This window comes from Stenotrophomonas sp. SrG, from assembly GCF_050031795.1.
Classification (GTDB): Bacteria; Pseudomonadota; Gammaproteobacteria; order Xanthomonadales; family Xanthomonadaceae; genus Stenotrophomonas; species Stenotrophomonas rhizophila_A.
The window spans coordinates 220,558-240,643 of the sequence record NZ_JBNBBE010000002.1 but is presented as its reverse complement, the minus strand read 5'-3'; the positions used below and the strand labels follow the sequence as shown (position 1 = coordinate 240,643).

At 68.1% G+C, this 20,086-nt stretch carries 20 protein-coding genes; 10 read left to right on the top strand and 10 right to left on the bottom strand.

Annotated features, from left to right (window positions below):
- Positions 1 to 3: 3 nt before the first annotated feature.
- The 8 genes from mdcC to ACQG3P_RS03065 all read left to right on the top strand — a co-directional run bounded on the left by mdcC (position 4) and on the right by ACQG3P_RS03065 (position 6,727).
- Positions 4 to 324, top strand: a complete 321-nt coding sequence (mdcC, locus tag ACQG3P_RS03100; RefSeq protein WP_306989470.1) for a malonate decarboxylase acyl carrier protein — start codon at positions 4 to 6, stop codon at positions 322 to 324.
- Positions 321 to 1,229 (top strand): biotin-independent malonate decarboxylase subunit beta, encoded by a 909-nt coding sequence (locus ACQG3P_RS03095; protein WP_426804170.1) that lies wholly within the window; start codon positions 321 to 323, stop codon positions 1,227 to 1,229. Before mdcC ends, ACQG3P_RS03095 begins: the two co-directional genes overlap by 4 nt.
- Positions 1,226 to 1,936 carry a biotin-independent malonate decarboxylase subunit gamma gene (gene mdcE / locus ACQG3P_RS03090; RefSeq protein ID WP_426804169.1) on the top strand — a complete coding sequence of 237 codons (711 nt, stop codon included), beginning with the start codon at positions 1,226 to 1,228 and terminating at the stop codon, positions 1,934 to 1,936. The genes ACQG3P_RS03095 and mdcE overlap by 4 nt, the downstream gene beginning before the upstream one ends.
- Positions 1,929 to 2,600: a malonate decarboxylase holo-[acyl-carrier-protein] synthase gene (gene mdcG / locus ACQG3P_RS03085; RefSeq protein WP_426804168.1), complete on the top strand. Its 672-nt coding sequence runs from the start codon at positions 1,929 to 1,931 to the stop codon at positions 2,598 to 2,600. Before mdcE ends, mdcG begins: the two co-directional genes overlap by 8 nt.
- Positions 2,597 to 3,442, top strand: coding sequence for a triphosphoribosyl-dephospho-CoA synthase MdcB (gene mdcB, locus ACQG3P_RS03080; RefSeq protein ID WP_426804167.1), 846 nt, complete (start codon positions 2,597 to 2,599; stop codon positions 3,440 to 3,442). The genes mdcG and mdcB overlap by 4 nt, the downstream gene beginning before the upstream one ends.
- A complete protein-coding gene (gene mdcH, locus ACQG3P_RS03075; protein ID WP_426804166.1) occupies positions 3,439 to 4,359 on the top strand; it encodes a malonate decarboxylase subunit epsilon in 921 nt (306 codons plus the stop codon). Before mdcB ends, mdcH begins: the two co-directional genes overlap by 4 nt.
- An 88-nt stretch (positions 4,360 to 4,447) precedes the next feature.
- Positions 4,448 to 5,803 (top strand): SLC13 family permease, encoded by a 1,356-nt coding sequence (locus tag ACQG3P_RS03070; RefSeq protein ID WP_306989482.1) that lies wholly within the window; start codon positions 4,448 to 4,450, stop codon positions 5,801 to 5,803.
- A gap of 204 nt (positions 5,804 to 6,007) precedes the next feature.
- Complete coding sequence (locus ACQG3P_RS03065) at positions 6,008 to 6,727, top strand: GntR family transcriptional regulator (protein ID WP_217536911.1); 720 nt, start codon at positions 6,008 to 6,010, stop codon at positions 6,725 to 6,727.
- A 42-nt stretch (positions 6,728 to 6,769) separates the two neighbouring features.
- Here ACQG3P_RS03065 and ACQG3P_RS03060 read toward each other — a convergent pair whose 3' ends face one another.
- The 9 genes from ACQG3P_RS03060 to ACQG3P_RS03020 form a co-directional block, all read right to left on the bottom strand.
- Positions 6,770 to 8,032 (bottom strand): MFS transporter, encoded by a 1,263-nt coding sequence (locus ACQG3P_RS03060; protein WP_426804165.1) that lies wholly within the window; start codon positions 8,030 to 8,032, stop codon positions 6,770 to 6,772.
- Between the two features lie 65 nt (positions 8,033 to 8,097).
- The gene (locus tag ACQG3P_RS03055; protein ID WP_426804164.1) at positions 8,098 to 8,754 is read right to left on the bottom strand and encodes a class I SAM-dependent methyltransferase; all 657 of its coding nucleotides are present in this window, start codon (positions 8,752 to 8,754) and stop codon (positions 8,098 to 8,100) included.
- Between the two features lie 151 nt (positions 8,755 to 8,905).
- Positions 8,906 to 9,634: a DNA-formamidopyrimidine glycosylase family protein gene (locus tag ACQG3P_RS03050; protein WP_426804163.1), complete on the bottom strand. Its 729-nt coding sequence runs from the start codon at positions 9,632 to 9,634 to the stop codon at positions 8,906 to 8,908.
- Complete coding sequence (locus tag ACQG3P_RS03045; RefSeq protein WP_426804162.1) at positions 9,627 to 10,355, bottom strand: DUF72 domain-containing protein; 729 nt, start codon at positions 10,353 to 10,355, stop codon at positions 9,627 to 9,629. Before ACQG3P_RS03045 ends, ACQG3P_RS03050 begins: the two co-directional genes overlap by 8 nt.
- Before the next feature lie 12 nt (positions 10,356 to 10,367).
- Positions 10,368 to 10,802, bottom strand: coding sequence for a pyridoxamine 5'-phosphate oxidase family protein (locus ACQG3P_RS03040; RefSeq protein WP_426804161.1), 435 nt, complete (start codon positions 10,800 to 10,802; stop codon positions 10,368 to 10,370).
- A gap of 82 nt (positions 10,803 to 10,884) precedes the next feature.
- Positions 10,885 to 12,264 carry a hypothetical protein gene (locus tag ACQG3P_RS03035; RefSeq protein WP_426804160.1) on the bottom strand — a complete coding sequence of 460 codons (1,380 nt, stop codon included), beginning with the start codon at positions 12,262 to 12,264 and terminating at the stop codon, positions 10,885 to 10,887.
- 2 nt (positions 12,265 to 12,266) lie between these two features.
- Entirely contained in the window at positions 12,267 to 15,326 is a 3,060-nt protein-coding gene (locus ACQG3P_RS03030; protein WP_426804159.1) for a TonB-dependent receptor, read from the bottom strand.
- Between the two features lie 71 nt (positions 15,327 to 15,397).
- Positions 15,398 to 16,459, bottom strand: a complete 1,062-nt coding sequence (locus ACQG3P_RS03025) for a FecR family protein (RefSeq protein WP_426804158.1) — start codon at positions 16,457 to 16,459, stop codon at positions 15,398 to 15,400.
- Entirely contained in the window at positions 16,456 to 16,947 is a 492-nt protein-coding gene (locus ACQG3P_RS03020) for an RNA polymerase sigma factor (RefSeq protein ID WP_426804239.1), read from the bottom strand. Before ACQG3P_RS03020 ends, ACQG3P_RS03025 begins: the two co-directional genes overlap by 4 nt.
- Positions 16,948 to 17,120: 173 nt before the next feature.
- Here ACQG3P_RS03020 and ACQG3P_RS03015 point away from each other — a divergent pair, with 173 nt between their 5' ends.
- The gene (locus ACQG3P_RS03015) at positions 17,121 to 17,441 is read left to right on the top strand and encodes a metalloregulator ArsR/SmtB family transcription factor (RefSeq protein WP_068850041.1); all 321 of its coding nucleotides are present in this window, start codon (positions 17,121 to 17,123) and stop codon (positions 17,439 to 17,441) included.
- Between the two features lie 22 nt (positions 17,442 to 17,463).
- Positions 17,464 to 18,912 (top strand): DUF2867 domain-containing protein, encoded by a 1,449-nt coding sequence (locus ACQG3P_RS03010; RefSeq protein WP_426804157.1) that lies wholly within the window; start codon positions 17,464 to 17,466, stop codon positions 18,910 to 18,912.
- Here ACQG3P_RS03010 and ACQG3P_RS03005 read toward each other — a convergent pair.
- Positions 18,884 to 20,008 (bottom strand): metallophosphoesterase, encoded by a 1,125-nt coding sequence (locus tag ACQG3P_RS03005; RefSeq protein ID WP_426804156.1) that lies wholly within the window; start codon positions 20,006 to 20,008, stop codon positions 18,884 to 18,886. The two genes, ACQG3P_RS03010 and ACQG3P_RS03005, sit on opposite strands and share 29 nt — an antisense overlap.
- Positions 20,009 to 20,086: the final 78 nt, after the last annotated feature.

The following is a 20,086-nucleotide window of genomic DNA, read 5'->3' as shown; positions in this document are numbered from 1 at the left end:
GCCATGGAAACCCTCGACTACCGTTTCACCGGCACCCAGCCCGTGCACTTCCCCACCGATGCGGTGCTGGTCGGCGTGCTGGCCTCGGGCAACCTGGAAATCCTGCTGGAGCCTGCCGCGCTGGACGGCGCGATGGCGGTGCGCATCATCACCGCCGCGCGCGGTTTCGGCACGATCTGGGAAGCGGTGATCACCGATTTCGCCCGCCGCCACCCGCTGCGCGATGTGCAGGTGTCGATCAACGACGCCGGCGCCACCCCCGCCGTGGTCAGCCTGCGGCTGGACCAGGCGGTGGAAACCCTGCACGCCGGAGACAGCGCATGAGCCTGGCCCACCTCCACAGCTATTACGAAGCCGACGCGCGCGAGCGCATCGCCGGCGTGCTGGATACCGGCTCGTTCAAGGAACTGCTTGGGCCTGCACAGCGCGCGATCAGTCCGCACCTGGCCCAGCTGGACCAGCCCGCCGCGTTCGACGACGGCATCGTGGTGGGCGAAGGCCAGCTGCGCGGCAGGCGCGTGCTGGTGGCCGCACAGCAGGGCCAGTTCATGGGGGGCGGCGTGGGCGAAGTGCACGGCGCCAAGCTCACCGGCCTGCTGCAACGCGCCGGGCAGACCCGCCCCGAGGGCGTGCTGCTGCTGCTCGATACCGGCGGCGTGCGCCTGCACGAGGCCAACGCCGGGCTGATCGCCATTTCCGAAATCATGCGCGCGGTGCTCGCAACGCGCGCCGCCGGGGTACCGGTGTTGGCGCTGATCGGCAGCGGCAACGGCGCGTTCGGGGGTATGGGCATCGTGGCGCGCTGCTGCACCACGGTGATCATGTCCGAGGAAGGCCGGCTGTCACTGTCCGGTCCGGAGGTGATCGAAACGGTGCGCGGCGTGGAAGAGTTCGATGCGCGCGACCGCGCACTGGTCTGGCGGGTCACCGGCGGCAAGCACCGCTACCTGATCGACCAGGCCCAGGTGCTGGTGCCCGATGCGATCGAGGCGTTCGCGCAGGCGGCATTCGATGCCCTGCAGCCGGATGCCGCCAGCACTGGCACCGATACCGCCCTTGCCGCGCTGCAGGCCCGCCACGCCGCCCTCAAGGCGCGCGCGCAGGCCTGGGGCGATTGCCGCGATGGCGTGGAGATCTGGGCACGGCTCGGCATCGACGATCCGCAACGGCTGCCGTTGCTGGATACCGATGACTTCCTGGCCGCCACCGCTGACCGGAGCCTGCCATGACCGCGCCACTCAACACCCTGCTCGACGCGCTGTTTCCGCGCGGGCACACCATCGCCGTCGCCGATTCGGTACTGACCGGGACCGCCACCACCGACGACGGCAGGGTGACCGTGATCGGCACCACCGACAAGATCGAAGTGGGCGTGGATCACGCGCTGGTGCTGGCCGAAACGGTATTGGCGAGCACCGCCGCGTTCCCGCAGCGCCCGATCGTGATGCTGGTCGATACCGCCGGCCAACGACTGGCGCGCCGCGATGAACTGCTGGGCATCAATGGCTACTTCGCGCACCTGGCGCAGACGTTGGACCTGGCCCGTCGCCGCGGCGCGCGCCTGGTCACCCTGGTGTACGGCGAATCGGTCAGCGGTGGCTTCCTGTCGTTCGGGCTGATGGCTGACCACATCCACGCCCTGGCCGATGCGCAGGTGCGGGTGATGGACCTGCGCGCGATGGCACGGGTGACCAAGCAGCCGCTGGAGAAACTGCAGGCGCTGAGCCAGAGCTCGCCGGTGTTCGCGCCGGGCGTTGAGAACTACGTTGCGATGGGCGCGGTGGAGTCGGTATGGCACGGCGATCTGGCGCAGGCTTTGCTGGACGCGCTGCGCACGCCGGCAGAAGGTGACCGCCGCGCGCAACGCGGTGCCGAGCGTGGTGGCCGTACCCTGGCCGCGCGCGTGGCTGCACAGGTGGCCGCTGGCGATGCCTGACCGGCCTGCCCGCCACACCCTGGTCTGGCTGTCGGCGCACGCCGATTGGCGGGCTGACGTGGCCGCGCATGACGCGCGCCTGGCGGCGTGGTTTGCCCAGGGCTGGCCCGCCGTGGCGGCGCGCCGCGCTGCCGATGATCCCGATCCCCGCGTGCGCCTCGGCATTCCCCTCCCCCCCGCCGAGGGCAAGCAGCGATTGGGTCTGCGGGTGCCGCTGGGCGACATCGTGCGCCAGCAGGCGCCGCTGGAACTGGCCGGGGTGCGGGTGCACGCGCGCACGCCGGAGGACTGGCGCGGACCGCTGCAGGCGTTGGATCGGCTGGCGCCGGCCCGGGTGTTCGGGGCGTTTGCCTGGCAGGCGTTGACCGGGTTGGAGTACGTGCATGCGCGGTCGGATATCGACCTGCTGTGGGACGTCGAAACCGCGCAGGATGCTGACGCGCTGGTCGCTGCCCTGCAGGCATGGGAGCTGCGCTTTGGCCGGCGCGTGGATGGTGAGCTGTGCCTGCCCGATGGTGGGGCGGTGAACTGGCGCGAGTTTGGTGGTGGGTCGCGGCAGGTGTTGGTGAAGCGGGTGGATGGGGCCGGGTTGGAGTTGCGGTCGAACCTGTTCGGGTGTGTGGGGTTGCCACGCAGGGCGTGGCACTACGGGGTCGCCCGATGAACGCCGTTGCCAACGTTCTGCGGCCTTGCGTCGATTCGGCGCGGTTGGGACGGCTGGCGGTGGGCGCGCTGCATGCGGAGCTGGCATTGGCGCCGAAGCCGGGGCTGGTGACGCCGTTCGATCCGGGCAGCCATGACGACATGGATGCCGGCACCTTCCTGCGCAGCCTGTTTGCGTTGCGGCATTACTTCCGCGAAATCGCGCTGGCCGGCGCGGAGGATGCACCGTTCTCCGCGCTGCGCACGCTGGGTATTCAAGCCGAAGCGGCGATGTTGCGCGCCACCGGCGGAATCAATACGCACCGGGGTGCGGTCTTCAGTATCGGACTGCTGGTGGCGGCCGCTGCGCGTTGCCGCAGCATGCGGCAGCCGGTGTCGGGCGAGCAGGTCTGCCTCGGCGTCCAGCACTGGTCGCCTGGGCTGCTGGCCGCGCCGCTGGATCCTGACAGCCCGGGACAGCGTGTGCGCGCCCGGCATTGCATTACCGGTGTGCGCGAACAGGCAGCCGCGGGGTATCCCATGCTGCGCACGTTGGCGCTGCCGATCCTGCGCGATGCGCTGGCGGCAGGTCTTCCGCGCGAGGCCGCGCTGTGCCACACGCTGATGGCACTGGTAGCCGAACTGGACGACATCAACCTGCTGCACCGGGGCGGCGCCGAGGGCCTGCACTGGGCCCGCGCCCAGGCGGCCGCGTTCATGGCCGAGGGCGGTGCCTTCGCCGCCGGTTGGCGCGCGCGCCTACAGCAGCTGGGCGAGGCGTTCGTGGCGCGCCGGCTAAGCCCGGGGGGCAGTGCCGACCTGCTGGCCTGCAGCGTTTTCCTGCTGCAGCAGGAGGCGGTATGAGCCTTGCACTGCTCTGCCCCGGCCAAGGCGCGCAGCACCCGGCGATGTTCGACCGGGTGCGCGACAACGCGGCGGCGCGTGATGTGCTTGACGGGGTGGGTGCGGTGCTGGGCCAGGACGTGTTCGCTGCGGCAGGCGCGGAGGCGCGCTTCGAGAACGCGCTGGCGCAGCCGCTGCTGTGCGCGGCCAGCCTGGCGCACTGGCAGGCGCTTCGCACTGAACTGCCGGTGCCGGGCATGGTGGCGGGTTATAGCATCGGTGAGCTGGCGGCACATGCCGTTGCCGGCACTTTCGATACACCGTCCTGCCTGGCCTTGGCGGCGCAGCGTGCGCGGTACATGGATGCCGCCAGCCCCACCGGCGCGGGCATGCAGGCGTTGCTGGGACTGGATCGCACGCGGGTGCAGTCGCTGTGCGCGGTGCATGGCGCCTATATCGCCATCGTCAATGGCCATGACCATTTCATCGTGGGCGGTGGATTGGCGGGCCTGGAAGCGCTGGCCGGGGACGCGCGTGCGGCCGGTGCGGATATCCGTCCGTTGCCGGTGCACGTGCCTTCGCACACGCCGCTGCTGCAGGCGGCAGTTCCCCGCTTTGCCGCTGCGCTGGAGTCGGTCGCGTGGCAGCAACCGGGCCTGCCGGTGCTGGCCGGCATCGATGCGCGCGTGGTGCGCGACCACGCCGGCAAGGTGCACACGTTGTCGGCGCAGCTGGCGCAGACGATCGAATGGGCGCAGGTGATGCGCCAGCTGTTCGAGCGCGGTGCGCGGGTGTTCCTGCAACTGGGCCCGGGCACCGCGCTGGCGCGCATGGTGGCCAGCGCTTATCCGTGCTGCGAGGTCCGCGCGGTCGAAGAATTCCAGCACCTGGATGGTGCGGTGGACTGGGTGCAACGCGCACTCGTTCGCCTGCAATGAGCGGTTGGCTCCACCTGTAGCACGCCACACCCCGTGGATGGCGGGTTTCCATCCGTGCGGTACGCGAATCACGTGTCTGGGAGGGCGCATGAGTCCACAAATTGCAACGATCATCGGTCTGGTGATCATGTTCATCATCGCCACTGCCCTGCCGATCAACATGGGTGCGGTGGCCTTCGCGCTGGCCTTCATCATCGGCGGCATCTTCGTGGGGATGGAGGGCAAGGAGGTGCTGGGCGGCTTCCCGGGCGATCTGTTCCTGACCCTGGTCGGGATCACGTATCTGTTTGCGATCGCGCAGAAGAACGGCACGATCGATCTGCTGGTGCACTGGGCGGTTCGGGCGGTTCGCGGGCGGATCGTGGCCATTCCGTGGGTGATGTTCGTGGTCACGGCGGTACTGACTGCATTCGGAGCGCTGGGTCCGGCGGCGGTGGCGATCATCGGGCCGGTGGCGCTGCGCTTTGCGAAGCAGTACAAGATCAACCCGCTGATGATGGGCCTGCTGGTGATCCATGGCGCGCAGGCAGGTGGGTTCTCGCCGATCAGTGTGTACGGCAGCATCACCAACGGGGTGGTGCAGAAGGCGGGTCTGGAAGTGACGGAGATGGCGGTGTTCCTGACCAGCCTGGGCTTCAACTTCATGATGGCGACGATCTGTTTCTTCGCGTTCGGCGGGGTGGCGTTGATGCGGCGCGGTGCGGTGGCGATGGGCGGCGGTGAGCTGGCGCTGGCCGGTGGGCCGCAGGCGTCATCGCGGCAGTTCGCGATCGAGGGTCACGGGGCGCTGGTGTCGGCGGGCGGCGGTACGTTGTCGAACGATCCTGACGCGCTGGAAGCGGTGGGCATCACGCGCGAGCGGCTGTTCACGCTGGTGGGATTGATCGGGTTGGGCGTGGCGGCGTTGATCTACAACCTCAACGTGGGACTGGTGTCGATCACGGTGGCGGTGGTGCTGGCGCTGTTGTCGCCGGCCAGCCAGAAGGGTGCGGTGGATGGGATCAGCTGGTCGACGGTGCTGCTGATCTGCGGCGTGGTGACGTATGTGGGGGTGCTGGAGAAGGCCGGTTCGGTGGACTTCATCGGCAACGGGGTGTCGAACATCGGCATTCCGCTGCTGGGGGCGCTTCTGGTCTGTTATGTGGGCGGGATCGTGTCGGCGTTTGCGTCGTCGGCGGCGGTATTGGGCGCGACGATTCCGTTGGCGGTGCCGTTCCTGCTGCAGGGGCATCTGGGCGCGGCAGGCGTGATCTGCGCGCTGGCGGTGTCGTCGACGATCGTGGATGTGAGTCCGTTCTCGACCAACGGTGCGCTGGTGGTGGCATCGGCGGCCAAGGAAGAGCGCGAGTCGCTGTTCCGCCGGTTCCTGGTGTACAGCGGGCTGGTGGTGGTGTTCGGGCCGCTGTTGGCTTGGCTGCTGTTTGTTGTTCCGGGTTGGATGTAAGCCTGCAAGCAACATCAAGAGCAACAGCCCATTGCCAGAGCCTCCGCGGCTTGGCGGGACGGTGCGGGGTTGCGGGGGACGCCGCAAGTACGTCCCTGTAGGCTTGGTCGCCGCATCCATGCGGCTCACACCCCCGCAACCCCGCCCCGACCCACCTTTGACGGTGTGTCGGTGGCCATGGGAAAGAAGGAATACAATTCGTTCATGGCTATTGCCCCTGCCCCGCGTTCCTCTAAAAAGCGCGCGCCTCTTTATGAAGAGGTGGCCGAGCATGTGCGTGAGCGCATCTATGACTACCGCTTGCCGCCTGGGGAGTGGATTGATGAGCCGGGGCTTTGCGAGGAGCTTGGCATCAGCCGTACGCCGTTGCGCGAGGCGCTGAAGCTGCTGGCGGCCGAGGGGCTGGTGCAGATTGATGCGGGACGTGGGGCGCGGGTGACGCGGCTGACGCTGGAGGATCTCAACCAGCTGTTTCCGGTGATGGCGATGCTGGAGGGGCGGTGTGCGCATGAGGCGGTGAAGCACATCGACGATGCGGGGGTAGAGCAGTTGGAAGCGCTGCATGCGGCCATGGAGGCGGCGGCGGCGGAGGGCAATATTGCCGACTACTACCGCAACAACTATCTGATCCATGAGACGGTGCAGCACTACGCCGGTAATCCGTGGTTGATCCGGATCACGCATGATCTGCATCGCATTCTGAAAATGCATCGTGGCCGGCAGCTGTTGACGCCGGGGCGTACGGCGCAGTCGCTGGCGGAACATCGCGAGTTGATGGAGTGTTTCCGCCGGCGCGATGCGGAGGCAGCCGAGCGCACGATGGAACGGCACCTGCTGAGCCAGGGCCAGGCGTTGGCGGCGTATGTGGCAGCCGGTGGATTGTTGAACGTTCCAGCGCCACTACCCACCGAAGGCGGCACGTAACCCCGCGCGCCGTGTAGAGCCACGCCCTGCGTGGCTGCGCAATCAGGTCGGGCGCGTTTCCCTCAGGCCCCACAGAACGGGCAATACCAGCAGCGCGACGGCGGCGATCATCGCCCCGGGCGCTGCCGCCCAGCCGGTGTGGCGCACCAGCAGTTCGGCCAACAACGGGGTGGCGCCGCCGAAGAAGGCGGTGGCCATGGTCACGCCCAGCGCCAGGCCGCTGAGCCGGCCTTCGCCGGGGAACTGTTCGGCGGTGGCCGGCGCGGCGACGGCGCTGACGCCGCCGGCCAGGCAGGCCAGCACCACGGCGGCCAGTGCGATCTGCACCGCGCTGCCGGTGGCCATCACGCCAAACATCGTCAACGGCAGCAGCGCTGACAACAGTGCCAACCCGATCAACACCGGGCGTCGCCCCACCTTGTCGGACAACGCGCCCACCAGCGGGGTCACGCCGATCACGGCGACGGCGGCGATGGTGGACAGCCACAGTGCCTGGGATTCGCCGACGTCACTGGCCGAGCCGAGAAACGCTGGCACGTAGGTGATGCCCACGTAGTAGGTGATCGAACCGAGCGCCGAGATGGCGAAGGTGCGCGCGACCGCGCCGCGATGGTAGCGCCAGGTATCGCGGATCGGCGAGGTCGGTACCGTGCCGGCGGCCACCTGGCGTTCGAATTCGGGCGATTCGTGCATGGTCGAGCGCGCGAGGAGGATCGCGCCGGCCAGGGCCGCACCGATGAAGAAGGGAATGCGCCAGCCCCAGCCATCGAGCTGGGCGCTGCTGAGCAGCGCCACGGTCAGTGCCGAGAGTGCCACGGCGAGCAGGGCACCCACTTCGCTTGCGGCGGAGGCGAGAGAGGTCACCAGCCCGCGCCGGCGGATGGGGGCGCTTTCCAGCAGGTACGCCACGACGCCGGTGTATTCGCCGCCTACCGAGAACGCCATGACGCAGCGGAGCAGCAGCAACAGCACGCCGGCGGTGGCGCCGATGCTGTCGAAGGTCGGCAGCAGCGCGGTGGCCAGCATCGCCAGCGTCATCAGGGCCATGGAGGCCAGCAGCATGTAGCGGCGGCCGAAGCGGTCACCGAAGTGGCCGAAGCAGAGCGCGCCGAGGGGACGCATGAGGTAGCTCACCGCGAAGCCGGCCAGGGTGGTCAGCAGGGCGTTGTCGCCCCCGCCGAAGAACACCCGCGACAGCACCGTGGCCAGGTAGAGGTACAGGGTGAAGTCGTACCACTCCACCACGGTGGACAGACCAGCGACGATCATGGAGCGGGTGGGTGTGGCGGGCGGTGGGTTGGTCATGGGTTCGGAGCCTACGACAAACGATCTGCAGACCATGTCGTCGTAGCGCCACGCCCTGCGTTGCCCTACGCGGTACGGGCGTAACGCAGAAGGCGTCCGCGCCCTGGCGAACTGCTTTCATCCTCGCCGAAGCCCCCCTCTTCGCTCGCTTCATACCCCTGCAGGGCCATGGCGCGCGAGAAGCCGCCGAGGTTGCCGCGGCCGGGATCGGTCAGCAGCAGTTCGGCCGTGGGCTTGGCGTGGCGCTCCATCACCGCGGCGATCTGCACGCCGTGGCCCCGCTCGTACAGCACATCGCTGCCGATGATCAGATCGAACCGACCCAGTGACGTATCTGGCATCTCCCAGGGCAGGTCGCGGTAATGCACGGCCGGCAGGTCGTTGAGCCCGGCGTTGTAGGCCAGGAACGATTCGGCCAGCGGATGGTGGTCACTGGCCACCACGTTGGCGCCACGATGCGCCAGCACCAGGCTGGACAGGCCCAGCCCGCAACCCAGTTCCAGGATGCGTTTGCCGGCCACGTCGTACTGGCTCATGGTCTCGGCCAGCACCCGGCCGGCGGGCCAGACCTGGCCGAACAGGCTCCACAGCGAGGAATGGATACCGACGCGTTCGGCGCGGCCGGTGGGATCGGCGAACTGCTGCAGGTCGCTCAGGGCACGAATACGGAACTCGTGGCCATTGACGGCAACCGTGAGAATGCGGGTGGTATAGCCCGGCATGTGCGCTCCATGAAACACGGAGAGCCGGCCCACCCCGGTGGCGGACGGCTCGAAAGGGGAGCGAAGCGGGCGACCGCAAGTGGCCGCGCAGGACGCGCGAAACGGCGTGGGACGCACCCATCCTACAGGACGGGCGGTTTCCGTCCTTCACTCAGTATCGGATCTGGCAATTGGGGCAGAAGAAAGTGCGCCGACGGCTTTTGCCGGGGTAGGTCTTGGAAACCGGGCCGCCGCAGGTCGGGCAGGTCCGCTTGGTATGGATCTGCCAATGCTTTTTCAGCTCGAAGGCGCGCTTCCATTCCAGGAACAGGAAGCTGTAGGCGCGGGCGTCGGCAATGACCCGGCCGAGTACCCGCGGCGGCAACGCTCCCACCGTGCTTTCCGGGTGCACCCGCTGGCGGAAAAGCACTTCGTTCTTGATGATGTTGCCGACGCCGGCAAACAGCTCCTGGTCCAGCAGTGCATCGCAGACCAGGGTGTCCGGCTGCTGCTTCAGCCGGCGCCGGGCCAGGCGCGGGTCCCACGCATCGTTCATCACGTCGGTGCGCCAATCGTAGGTTTCGTCCAGCTTGCCCTCGATGTACTTCAGCGATGAGGCGTAGATGTTCAGCTCGCCGTTGTCGAACTGCAGCGAAACACGCGGGGGCGATGGCTTGCGTTCGTCGATGCGGTAGCTGCCGAACATCAGCATGTGCACGCGCAGGCTGAAGCCGCTGAACTCGATCAGGAAGTGTTTGCCCCAGCTGCGCAGCGCGATCACGCGCCGCCCCTCCATGCGGGTGAGATCCAGGGAGCTGTTGCCCAGCGCCCGGCGCACGGTCTTGCCACGGAACTTCGCCGCCGCCTCGCGCAGGATGACGATGGAAGGACCTTCAGGCATGCAACCGCTCCTGCAGGCGCGCCGCGTTGGCAACGGCAAAGCCGTGCGCGGTGTTGTCGAAGATGACCCAGCGGGGTCCACGTGCATGGCGCACCTGCGCGGCCAGCGCGTCCAATGCCGCGTCGTCGTAGTCGCTGTAGTACATCCGCGGTGCGCCGTGCCAGCGCCAGTAGCGCCACGTCGGTGCACCGCCCGGTTGGGCCGCCGCCGGCACACGCGCTGGATCGGCCCCCAGCCGCGAGACGCCGTAGCGCAGCAACAACGCGTCGGCTGTGTCGGTGAACCAGCTGGCATGGCGCGGCTCGCACACCAGCGGCACCCCGCTGCGCCGGCGCAGCGCGCGGAAGAAGCTCGAGGCGCGGCGGGTATCCAACCCCAATGAGGGCGGCAACTGTAGCAGCAGGCCACCCAGCTTGGTGCCCAGCGCGCTGGAGTCATCGAGGAAGCGGTCAAGCAACGGCCCCACGCCGACCAACGCCGAATCGTGGGAGATCGTGCGCGGGATCTTGACCGAGAAGCGGAAGCCGGGCGGCACACTGGCCGCCCAACGCTCGTAGGTGCCGGGCTTGTGCGGCCGGTAGAACGAGGAGTTGATCTCCACTACCGGAAACCGGGTGGCGTAGCGCGCGAGCATGCTCTCCCCGGGGCCGAACAGGTCAGCGTAGCGGCCCGGAAGGGACCAGCCTGCGCAGCCGACCCGCGGCCCGGAGGAGGCAGGCATGTCCGACGTTCCTCAGACCTGGATCTCGCCCTGGTCTTCACCGTCCCAGTAATGGATGCGGTGCGCGTGGACGTGGATCAGGACCAGGCCGGGGGTGTCCACCCCCTGTTCGAACCAGCGCTCCAGGCTCTTCTGCCAGTGTTCGCGCATCACTTCCTTGTCGCGGATGATCCGGCCCTTGCCCTGCACGAACACGAACAACGGCGGTTTGCCGAGCAGACCCTTGCTGCCGACGAAGCTCAGCGCGGCCTTGGGCTCGGCCTGCAGCTCGCGCACCATGTCGGTGCTGTCCAGCGAGAAGAACCAGCTGTCACCGTCATAATCGACATCACCGTTGTTGCTCATCGGGCGGCCGGCGATCTCGCCGTTGTCGGCGTAGGTCTGCAGCATGGTGAAGTCAATGCCGGCCATCTTCTTGGCCAGGTCGTGCAGGGTGAGCGTGGTCATGGCGGTATCCGTGCGGGAATCGGGTACTGCCAGACTCGGCGGGGGGCCGTGACCGGATCGTGCAGGTGCCCTGTCGCGGCGTTCACGGCGGTGGGATGTTGCCGATGAACACCGGGTTGGAATGGAACCACAGGTCCTGCCAGGGATCTTCGCCTTTGATGTCGGCCATTGGCGTGGGCTCATCCGTGTTGCTGCCGCGTGCACGTACGAATCCGCCGCTGGGCGGCGCCGGCAGTTCCCACGTCACCTCATACCACGGACCTTCCTGCTTCCACTCCTTGGCGGTAAAGCGCCGGGTCTGCATCCTGGGCGCCTGGCCGGTGCCACTGCCGACGATCAGCTGCAGCTGGCGCAGCGCCGGATGTCGCCCGATCGCATTGGCGCTGTCCGGCGTTCGCACCCGCAACTGCACGCGCATCGGCATACCCGCTGCGACGGTCACGCCCTCGCCCATGCGCCCCACCCTACCGCTGCCATCGGCCGCCTGCACGGTCAGCTCCAATGCGTCGATCAGGTCGCCGGTCACCGCGAACATGCGCCCGGCGCGCACGCCGCCGAGGATGTCATCGGCCTCCGGGCGTGCCCAGACATAGGTCTTGCTGTACTCACCCGGATCGAAGTCGCTGCCCCCGTCGCGCTGGTTCACGTGCGAATCGGAACTGGCGGTGATCCAGAAGCGGCTACCGTCGGCCAGCATCTGGTCCCAGACGCCGCCGACCTGCGTGGTCATCTGGTCGAAGCCGCCGAAGGTCGGCGCTTCCGCATTCCGGTACAGGCCGCGCTCGGAGCGGGTAGCCTGGTGCCCGGGCGCGCCTTCCATGCCGACCAGCACCTGCGGCGCAGCGGCATGCCACGCCTTCAGCTCAGCGGGCTCCACTTCGCCCCACTGCCCCACCCCGGTGGCGGTTCGCGAGGGGTGGTTGATCAGCATCAGCGGCAGCGGACGCAGCCCCCGCATGTGAACCAACGCATCCAGCATGTGCTGGTGGGTATCGCGGCTGCCCTCTTGCAGCGGTTCACCGCGACTGTAGTGGCGTTCGATCGTCACCAGCTGTTCGGCTTCGCCCGTGCCTGGAGCGATGACCAGCGAGGCGTGTTCGCCGGCCGGCACATCGAACTCCATGCCGTTGAACTGGATGACCTCGGGCACGTCCTGCCGGGCCTGCAGCAGCGCAGGATAGGCGTGATCGCGGGTCACCGCCGAGTGGCCGGGGCCGCCGTGGTCGGTATGCACCATCCAGCGCAGCCCGAAGTGCCGCGCGCGTTCGGCGTTGTGGCTGCGGGTGTAGGACGAGTCGCCGCCACGGATCGGCGTGGGCGGCGTGGTGCTGCGGTCCCAGTCCACGCTCCATTCGCTGTGCACGTGGTGGTCACCAGGCTGCCAGTCGCGACCGGCATCAGGATCGGCAGGCGACGCCGTGGTCGGCGCCGCAAGCAGCGCCAGTAGAAGAAGTGTCTGCATGATCAGAAGTCGGCGCGCAGGCCCAGGCTGATGCGGCGGCCCGAGGCTTCGTACATGGTCGGGAAGGACGGATCCATGGTGTAGCCGCTGGTGATCTCGTTGGTCAGGTTGATGCCCTTGAGGCTGACCTTGATGTTGTCGGTGATCCGGTAGCCGATCGACACATCCATCTGGCCATAGGCATCGCGCCAGATCGGGTACATGTCATAGCCGATCGATTCCACGTATTCGTCCTTGTGGTTGTAGGACACGCGCGCGTCGAACCGGTCATTTTCGTAGTACGCAGTAAGGTTCCAGGTCTTCTCGGCCAGGCCCGGCATCGGCGTGCGGATGCCCAGGTCGGACTCACCGGCCAGCGAGCTGTCCAGCACGGTGTAGTTGGCATTCACGCCGAAGCCTTCCAGCATGGGGTGGAACATGCCCAGTGGCAGCTGCGCCACCAGCTCCACGCCGTCCACCTGGTAGGAACCCTTGGCGTTCACCGGCTGGTACACGTCGAAATCGAAGATGCCGTTGAGGGTGCCGTTGGCGTTGTACACGGCCACATCCTCGACCACGCCGGTCAGCGAGTTGATCACCACGCCGTCGATGTTCTTGCGGAAGTAGGAAGCGGCAAACAGCGCGCCGTTGTCCAGGTACTTCTCCAGGCCCACTTCCCACTGCTTGGCGTAGGTGGGCTTCAGTTCCGGGTTGCCATCGGTGAAGCGGTACGAGCTCCAGCTGGCGGTGCGCTTGTAGGCGATGTCGGTCAGCGCCGGGCGCATCATGGTCTTGGACGCGGCCGCACGCAGCAGCAGGCCCTGGGCCAGTTCGGCGGTCATGTTGAAGCTGGGCAGCAGGTCGTCGTAGCTGCCGTCCTTGGACACCGGGGTATCGGTGTAGCCGGTGCTGCCATCGGGCCGCTGGATCGGGTGGTAGCCGAACGAGGTGACGCTGGTATCGACATAGCGCGCGCCGGCGTTGATGTTGACCGGCACCTGGCCGATATCGAAGGCGAAATCCGCCATCGCGTACACGCTCGCCACCTTCTCATCGACCTGGTAGAACTGGCCGGCGTCGAAGGGGGTGTAGAAGCCGTCGTAGCGGAAGGCGCGGCGTGCGTAGTCGTTGGACACCTGCTGCCAGTCCAGGTCCTTGATGGTGTAGTCGCCGCCGGGAACGATGTCGCCGATCCACTGCAGCGGGCTGTCGGCCAGGGTGCGGGTGTTGACCCAGGCGCTGCTGCCGGCGGTCGGCCCGGTGATCTTGAGCTCGCCATACTCGCGCTGCTTGGAGCGGTCGGTGTAGCGCGCCCCGAACTTCAGGTCACGCAAGGCCGGCAGGAAGGCCAGGTCCAGCATGCGGGTCACGTTGACCTGGGCGGCGTACTTGTCGTCGTCCACCTTCTCCAACGTGGTTTCGTAGGCTTCGAACAGGTACTTGTCCGAGGCGTTGTACATGTCGAAGCCGCCCGGCGTGCTGGGGATGGTTTCGCCGCTGCGGCCGGTCCAGCGGGTGCGCGAAGGCGCGTAGGCGACGTGCTTGAGGTTGGAGAAGTCCGAGGTCTTCTCCGCGCCGGAATAGCCGGCCATGGCATCGATGTACCAGTCCTGGCCCTTCCAGTCGAGCGCAACGCTGTACTGGCTGTAATCGGTCTTGTTGATCCGCTCCTTGCTCAGCATCTCGTGCTGGGTGGCGGTGTAGGACACATCGCGCAGCACCACCATGCCGTACTCGGACAGGGTGCTGGCGTCGTATTCGTGGATGGTGTCGAGGGTGCTGCGGCTGGACGCCGAATAGGCCGCCGCGTCGTACTCGTCCTCGGTCGAATCGTAGCCGCCCAGCATCGCGTCGAACGTCAGGCTGAAGCTGCTGCTGGGCTTGTACTGCAGCGACGCGGTGGCGCCCCACTTGTCCTGCTCGTTGAGGTAGACGCGGTCGCCGACCTTGTCCTGGAAGACCACCCGATTGGTTTCATCGGTGTCGGTGCGGTTGGCGATGTTCACCCCGGCGTCGCGGGCCAGCACGGCCTGGGCCTGGGTACCGCGCGTGCCGGACGCCCCCAGGAAACGCGACATCGGGCGGAAGTTGATGCCCGAGGTGGAGTCGGTACGGTTGGTGCGCTTGGACTGCGAGTACGACACCAGGCCGCCCCAGTCGCCCCAGGTATCGGCGGCCAGGAAGGCGAAGCGCGGGTCGACTTCTTCGGAAATGCTGTTGTGTGCGCCTTCGGCCGACAGCACCAGCTTGCGCTCGTTGTAATCGAACGGTCGCGCGGTGGTGATCTTCACCGAGCCGGCGATGCCGCCCTCTTCGTCGGCGGCGGTGGGCGACTTCTGCACCGTGACCTGCTGGATGATCTCCGAGGCGAACATGTCGAATTCCACGTCACGCCCACCACTGCCCGAAGCTGTGGCCAGGTCGTTGATCGATACGTACGTGTATTCCGACGGCAGGCCGCGCACGTTGACCTTGGTGCCCAGGCCCTTGCTGCGCTCGATGGTCACGCCGGGAACGCGCTGCAGCGCTTCGGCCAGGTTCTGTTCCGGAAAGTCGGCCACGTCGGTGGCGACGATGGAATCGGAAAAGCCGATGTTGTTGCGCTTCAGGTCGACCGCCTGTTCCAGGCTGCGGCTGTAGCTTCCGGTCACCTGGATGGTTTCCAGGTTCTGCGCGCCGGGCGCGGCGCCTGCGCCCGCAGAAGCCTGCAGCGGGGCAGCCCCGGCCTCGGCTGCCGCCATCGGCGCGACCACGCCGGAGGTGGGCTCGCTGCCCGCCGTCGCGGCTTCAATGGTAACCGTACCGGCATTGAGGTAGCGGTAGCGCAGCCCGGTGCCGGCCAGCAGGCGGTCAAGCGCCGCCTCCGCGCTCAGGCCCGCCGGCACCGCCGGGGTGCGCGGGTTCCCCGCCACCTGCGCGTTGTAGACGAACTGCAGGCCGGTCTGGCGCGACAGCGCGTTGAGTGCCATGTCCAGCGGCTGCGAGGCGATGGCATCGGCGGCAAGCCGGGTCGGTTCTGCAGCGGTAGCCGTCGCGGTGACCTGCAGGGCAAGGGCGATCGAAAGGAACAGAGTGCAGCGCATCGTGGGATCCAGTGAGGGAATGGCGGTGGCGTTCCCCAACTACGACGCGGCAAGGCGTGGATCGGGCACCGCTAATTCGATGAATTTTTTTTGACAACGCTTTCGGCCACGTCGCGCATGCGTACGTGGATGCCATCGGCACGTTGCTGGATGACCAGCGCCGGCTGCTGGTCCAGGAACGCACGCAGCGAACCCAGGTCATCGGCGCGCAGGTTGCCGGTCAGGCGAAGTGCGCCGGCGTCATCGCTCACGCGCAGGCGCAGGGTGTTGCTGCGGTTGAAGCGGTCGGCCACTTCGCGCAGGGGCTCGTCGCGGAACACGATGCGGCCCTGCCACCACGCGATCATGCTGGCCGCGTCCTCATCGCGCAGCTGCACGCGCTGGTCGCGATAGTCCACCTGGGCCACCTTGCCCGCCGACAGATCGGCCAGCAGGCGTCCGCGGCCGCCATCACCGTGCACCTGTACGCGGCCCTCGCTGACCGCGATCCTCGCCTGCTCGCGCAGCAGCGAGACATCAAAGGTGGTGCCGATGTCGGTCACCTGCAGGCCGCCAGCATGCACGGCGAACGGCCGGCGGTCCGGCGCGACCACGAAGCTGGCCTGGCCTCGCTCCAGTTCAACGCGTCGACCGAGCAGGCTCATCCGCACCGAGACTTCGCTCTCGGCATTGAGATGAAGCACGCTGTGGTCGGACAACTCGATCTGGCGCGGCGTGCCATGGGCGGCCACATAGCGGGTGGTATGCGGCCACGCCAGCGGCGTGCCGACGCCCACCGCCAGCAGCAGTGCGGCTGTGGCAGCGATGCCAGGAAGCCACCGGCGTCGGGCCGGCGCGGGCGCGGCCGCACGCGGCGCGCGAGCCGGCAGCTGCACGACGTTATCGCCCGTACCCTGCGCTGCCGGCGCCGCCAGCAGCGCGTCCAGGTCGATCGGCATCGCGCGCAGCGCCTCCCCCAGCGCGCCCGCGGTTTCGCTGATCACCAGGTACTCGCGCAGGTGCTCGGGCGAGACCAGCAGCCAGTCCATGAAGGCGCGCTGCTGCGCGGGCGTCACATCGCCCTGGCGTTGCAGCGCATGCCAGTGGGCGGCGGTCTGGGTCAACGCGGAGGGGTGCAGCGACGGTGCGCTCATCGCAGCACCTCGCGCTCGGCCATCGCGCGCCGGCACACGGCAAGCCCGCGCACGACGTGCTTCTTCACCATGTGCGGGGAAACACCCAGGCGCTCGGCGATCTGTTTGTAGCTCAGCCCGTCGCGGTACTGCATCACCAGCACGGCGCGGGTGTGCTCGGGCAGCGTGGCCAGCAGCGCCTGCAGGCGCTGGCTGCGTTGTTCGCGTTCGGCGGCATCTTCCACGCATTCCCCGCTGGCCAGGCCCTGGCCCAGCTGTTCGATGTCCTCGATCGGCAGGGTCGACCAGCGCCTGCGGCTGGCCTGCTCACGCGCCAGGTTCAGCGCTACGGTGAACAGATACGCCTCGGGATTGGCGATGGACTCGCCCGGCCCCGCATGCGCACGCAGCAGACGCAGGTACGTCTCCTGCACCAGGTCTTCGGCGTCCTGTCGCGCCCCCCGGCGCACGAAGAACCCCCGAAGCACCGGCGCGTGTTCCACGAACATCCGCGCCAGCCGCCCTCTTGCCTGCTCGGCCACTGTGCCGCCCCAACCCCTGAAGTGCGGCGCAAGGTAAGCGCTGCGTATTACGCGGTGGTGACGGTGCGATGCGGCACCCGGCACTTGACAGACCCAGGGCCACGACGCACGATTAGTTAACGAATTAATTAACTACCGGAATGGACCGCATCTTCGAGGCCTTGGCCTCCACCGCCCGCCGCCAGATCCTGGCCTACCTCAACGGTGGCGAGCTCACTGCGGGCGAATTGGGCGAACGCTTTGATTTCAGCAAGCCGGCGCTGTCCAGCCACCTGCGCATCCTGGAAGATGCCGGCCTGATCGAACGCGAGAAGCGCGGCCAGTTCGTGTATTTCCGCCAGGTGCCCGACCGCCTGACCAACACCCTGTTCGCCTGGGCCGCCGAAGTCTGCCCGGTTGGCGGCCCCTTGCAGCGCGAGAGCCGCGCACGCGCCAAGCGCAAACCCACCCCTTCGACCTGAGCCCTGCCACCAGGAGACCGGCATGCTGGACACCCACCGCGTGAGTCGTTCGTTCCCCAGCATCAGCCTGCCTTCGTACGGGGATGGCAGCCCGGTGGAAGTGGCCTTGATCACCCAGCTCGGGATCGGTGCCGGCGACCAGCTGCTGCGTGATGCCGGGCTTCGCCAGGCCGCGCATCCGGCCTTCGTGGATGCGCTGGACGAGCCCTCCGCACGGCTCGGCGGCATGCACCTGGCCCACGACGATGCGTCGTCGCTGTACTCGTTCTCGGTCGGGCGCCAGGGGCATCCGTTCCACCGCCATGCCGGGCCCCGCATGTTCACCGCCATCGCCGGCAGCGGCGGTGCGCAGCTGCGTTTTTCCACCGCGTCCGATGCCCAGCTGCAGCGTGACCCGGCTGCGTTCCTGCATGCGCTGCGCTGCGTGGACATCCCGCCTGACTGCCTGTTCACGGTGCGCTTCGGCAGCGGCACCTGGCACCAGTTCGTGTCGCGCCACCCACGCCACCCGGCGCTGTTCGCGCTCTCGTGCCATGCCAACGAACGCAGCGGGGCGTTGACCGAGGCGCAGCGCGCGCAGATCGATGCGGACAGCGCCGACATTCCGTCCCTGACCGATACACTGCCGCAGACGCTGCAGTTGTTGCTGGACCAGGCCGACCTGTCGCGCGTTCCGGTGGTGAGCCTGTCGCTGCAGTCGCCGGCCCGTTCGGCGTTGGCCGGCCTGTGCGCGCGCACACGCGACCTGGTCGGCCCACTGCGCGCGTGGCTGGCGCGGCTGCGCCCGGCGCAGGGTTACATCGGCCGCAGCGCTGCGCGGCATCCGGTGCAGGCGCTGCCCGCCCCGCCGGCGGATTCGCTGCTGCACGGGGCGCTCGCCGACCGCGTCGACCACCAGGACTACAACACGCTGGTGCTGCCCGCGCACAGCGTGGCAAGCCGTTCGGCCAGCGTGGTGCTGGAAGCGCTGCTGGAAGGCTTCGTGCTCAATCCACCGCCCAGCGTGGGCCGTTTGATGGCACTGCGAAATGCACTGGTGGCGCCGCTTCATCTGCGCACTTCAGCCTTGGGTTGCCCGGTCTCCTCGCTGCTTTCGACCGACCGCAGCACGCTCTTTGCCGGTCGTTTCCCGGTCCATGCACAGCGCGTGGACGCAACCGACCGCAGCGCCGAAGTGCTGCTGGGTGCGGACGACCGCCACCTTCGCTTCCGTTCCTGCGTTCGGGTGCAGCTGCATGCGGACGGCGCGGCAGTGATTGCACTGGGTACTCGGGTGCGCACCCACAACCGCTTCGGTCGCCTCTACATGGCGGCCATCGACCACGTGCATCGCCGCCACATCAGCCCCGCCATGCTGCGCATGGCCGTAGCCCACGCGCTGGCCCCCGAACTGGCGCAGGCCACCACGCACGCCAGCTGCCGACCGGTGGTCGGCACGCTGTCTACCGCGCCCGCAACGTCACCAGGGTGATCTCCGACGGCACGCCGATGCGCGCGGCGAAGCCCGGCCACAGGCCGGCGCCGTTGCTGACGTACAGGGTCATGCCGTCCACGTCGTAGCGTCCGGAGACGTACCCGCCGTTGGCCCGCTTCACCAGCTGGTCCATGCCGACGATGTGGCCACCGTGGGTGTGCCCGGACAGCTGCAGCTGCACGCCCTGCGCCGCGTTGGCGCGCGCTTCCCCCGGGCGATGGTCGAGCAGGATCACCGGCGCCTCGGAATCGGCGCCCGCCAGTGCTGCCTTCAGGTTCGGCATCGGCAGGCCGTAGCGGGCCGCGACCGGGTCGGTGACGCCGGCAATGGTCAGCACCGCGCCATCACGCTTGACCCGGGTGTGGCTGTTCTCCAGCACCTGCATGCCCAGCGCGCGGAATGCCGGCATCCACTGCGCATACTGGCCGTAATACTCGTGGTTGCCGGTGATCGCGATCACCCCGTCCGGGGCGTGGAGCTGGCCCAGCGCGCGTACATCGTTGGCGCGGGCGGCGACGCTGCCGTCCACCAGGTCGCCGGTGATCACCACCAGGTCCGGCTTCAGCGCGTTGCTTTCTGCCACCACCTTGGCCACCCAGTCGCCGGTGAGCAGGCGGCTGGCGTGGATGTCGGTGAGCTGCAGCACGCGATAGCCATCGAACGCTTGCGGCAGGCCGGCAATGGTCACCTCGATCTGGCGGGTCTGCGGCACGGCAATGCCCTGCTGCACGCCCCAGATGCCCAGCACCAGGGCCAGCCCGCCCGCCGCTGGCCGCAGCCAGCTGCGACGCAGGGCATCGGCAGCGCGCGGCAGCTTCAGCAGGCGCGCGCCCAGCAGCAGGGCGTCCAGCACCAGCAGGAACACCGCCACCAGCAGCAGGGCGGTGAAACCGCTGCCCAGCACCACCAGGGCCGCCTTGGGAATCTCCGGCGAGGCCATCGTGCCGGCAAACCGCGCCACGATCCGGTGGTGCAGCGCCAGCGCCAGCACCAGCAGGCCAAGCGGGCCACGTACCGAGACCGGCACGCGCAGCGGCCAGATCAAGCGCCACACCACATACAACGCAAGCACTACTCCAACAACACTCAGCACAGGCAATTCCAGGTTCCGGGGGGATGCGCGCGCGCCAGCGGCGATCGTGCAGCGCACCATCTTTGCCGATGTTGACGA

Coding starts and splice junctions, on each gene's coding strand:
- ACQG3P_RS03010 (WP_426804157.1), top strand. CDS start 17,464: ATGCTGGACACCCACCGCGTGAGTCGTTCGTTCCCCAGCATCAGCCTG.
- mdcG (WP_426804168.1), top strand. CDS start 1,929: ATGCCTGACCGGCCTGCCCGCCACACCCTGGTCTGGCTGTCGGCGCAC.
- ACQG3P_RS03060 (WP_426804165.1), bottom strand. CDS start 8,032: ATGACCAACCCACCGCCCGCCACACCCACCCGCTCCATGATCGTCGCT.
- mdcE (WP_426804169.1), top strand. CDS start 1,226: ATGACCGCGCCACTCAACACCCTGCTCGACGCGCTGTTTCCGCGCGGG.
- ACQG3P_RS03055 (WP_426804164.1), bottom strand. CDS start 8,754: ATGCCGGGCTATACCACCCGCATTCTCACGGTTGCCGTCAATGGCCAC.
- ACQG3P_RS03040 (WP_426804161.1), bottom strand. CDS start 10,802: ATGACCACGCTCACCCTGCACGACCTGGCCAAGAAGATGGCCGGCATT.
- ACQG3P_RS03070 (WP_306989482.1), top strand. CDS start 4,448: ATGAGTCCACAAATTGCAACGATCATCGGTCTGGTGATCATGTTCATC.
- mdcB (WP_426804167.1), top strand. CDS start 2,597: ATGAACGCCGTTGCCAACGTTCTGCGGCCTTGCGTCGATTCGGCGCGG.
- ACQG3P_RS03065 (WP_217536911.1), top strand. CDS start 6,008: ATGGCTATTGCCCCTGCCCCGCGTTCCTCTAAAAAGCGCGCGCCTCTT.
- mdcH (WP_426804166.1), top strand. CDS start 3,439: ATGAGCCTTGCACTGCTCTGCCCCGGCCAAGGCGCGCAGCACCCGGCG.
- ACQG3P_RS03050 (WP_426804163.1), bottom strand. CDS start 9,634: ATGCCTGAAGGTCCTTCCATCGTCATCCTGCGCGAGGCGGCGGCGAAG.
- ACQG3P_RS03025 (WP_426804158.1), bottom strand. CDS start 16,459: ATGAGCGCACCGTCGCTGCACCCCTCCGCGTTGACCCAGACCGCCGCC.
- ACQG3P_RS03020 (WP_426804239.1), bottom strand. CDS start 16,947: ATGTTCGTGGAACACGCGCCGGTGCTTCGGGGGTTCTTCGTGCGCCGG.
- ACQG3P_RS03095 (WP_426804170.1), top strand. CDS start 321: ATGAGCCTGGCCCACCTCCACAGCTATTACGAAGCCGACGCGCGCGAG.
- mdcC (WP_306989470.1), top strand. CDS start 4: ATGGAAACCCTCGACTACCGTTTCACCGGCACCCAGCCCGTGCACTTC.
- ACQG3P_RS03045 (WP_426804162.1), bottom strand. CDS start 10,355: ATGCCTGCCTCCTCCGGGCCGCGGGTCGGCTGCGCAGGCTGGTCCCTT.
- ACQG3P_RS03015 (WP_068850041.1), top strand. CDS start 17,121: ATGGACCGCATCTTCGAGGCCTTGGCCTCCACCGCCCGCCGCCAGATC.
- ACQG3P_RS03030 (WP_426804159.1), bottom strand. CDS start 15,326: ATGCGCTGCACTCTGTTCCTTTCGATCGCCCTTGCCCTGCAGGTCACC.
- ACQG3P_RS03035 (WP_426804160.1), bottom strand. CDS start 12,264: ATGCAGACACTTCTTCTACTGGCGCTGCTTGCGGCGCCGACCACGGCG.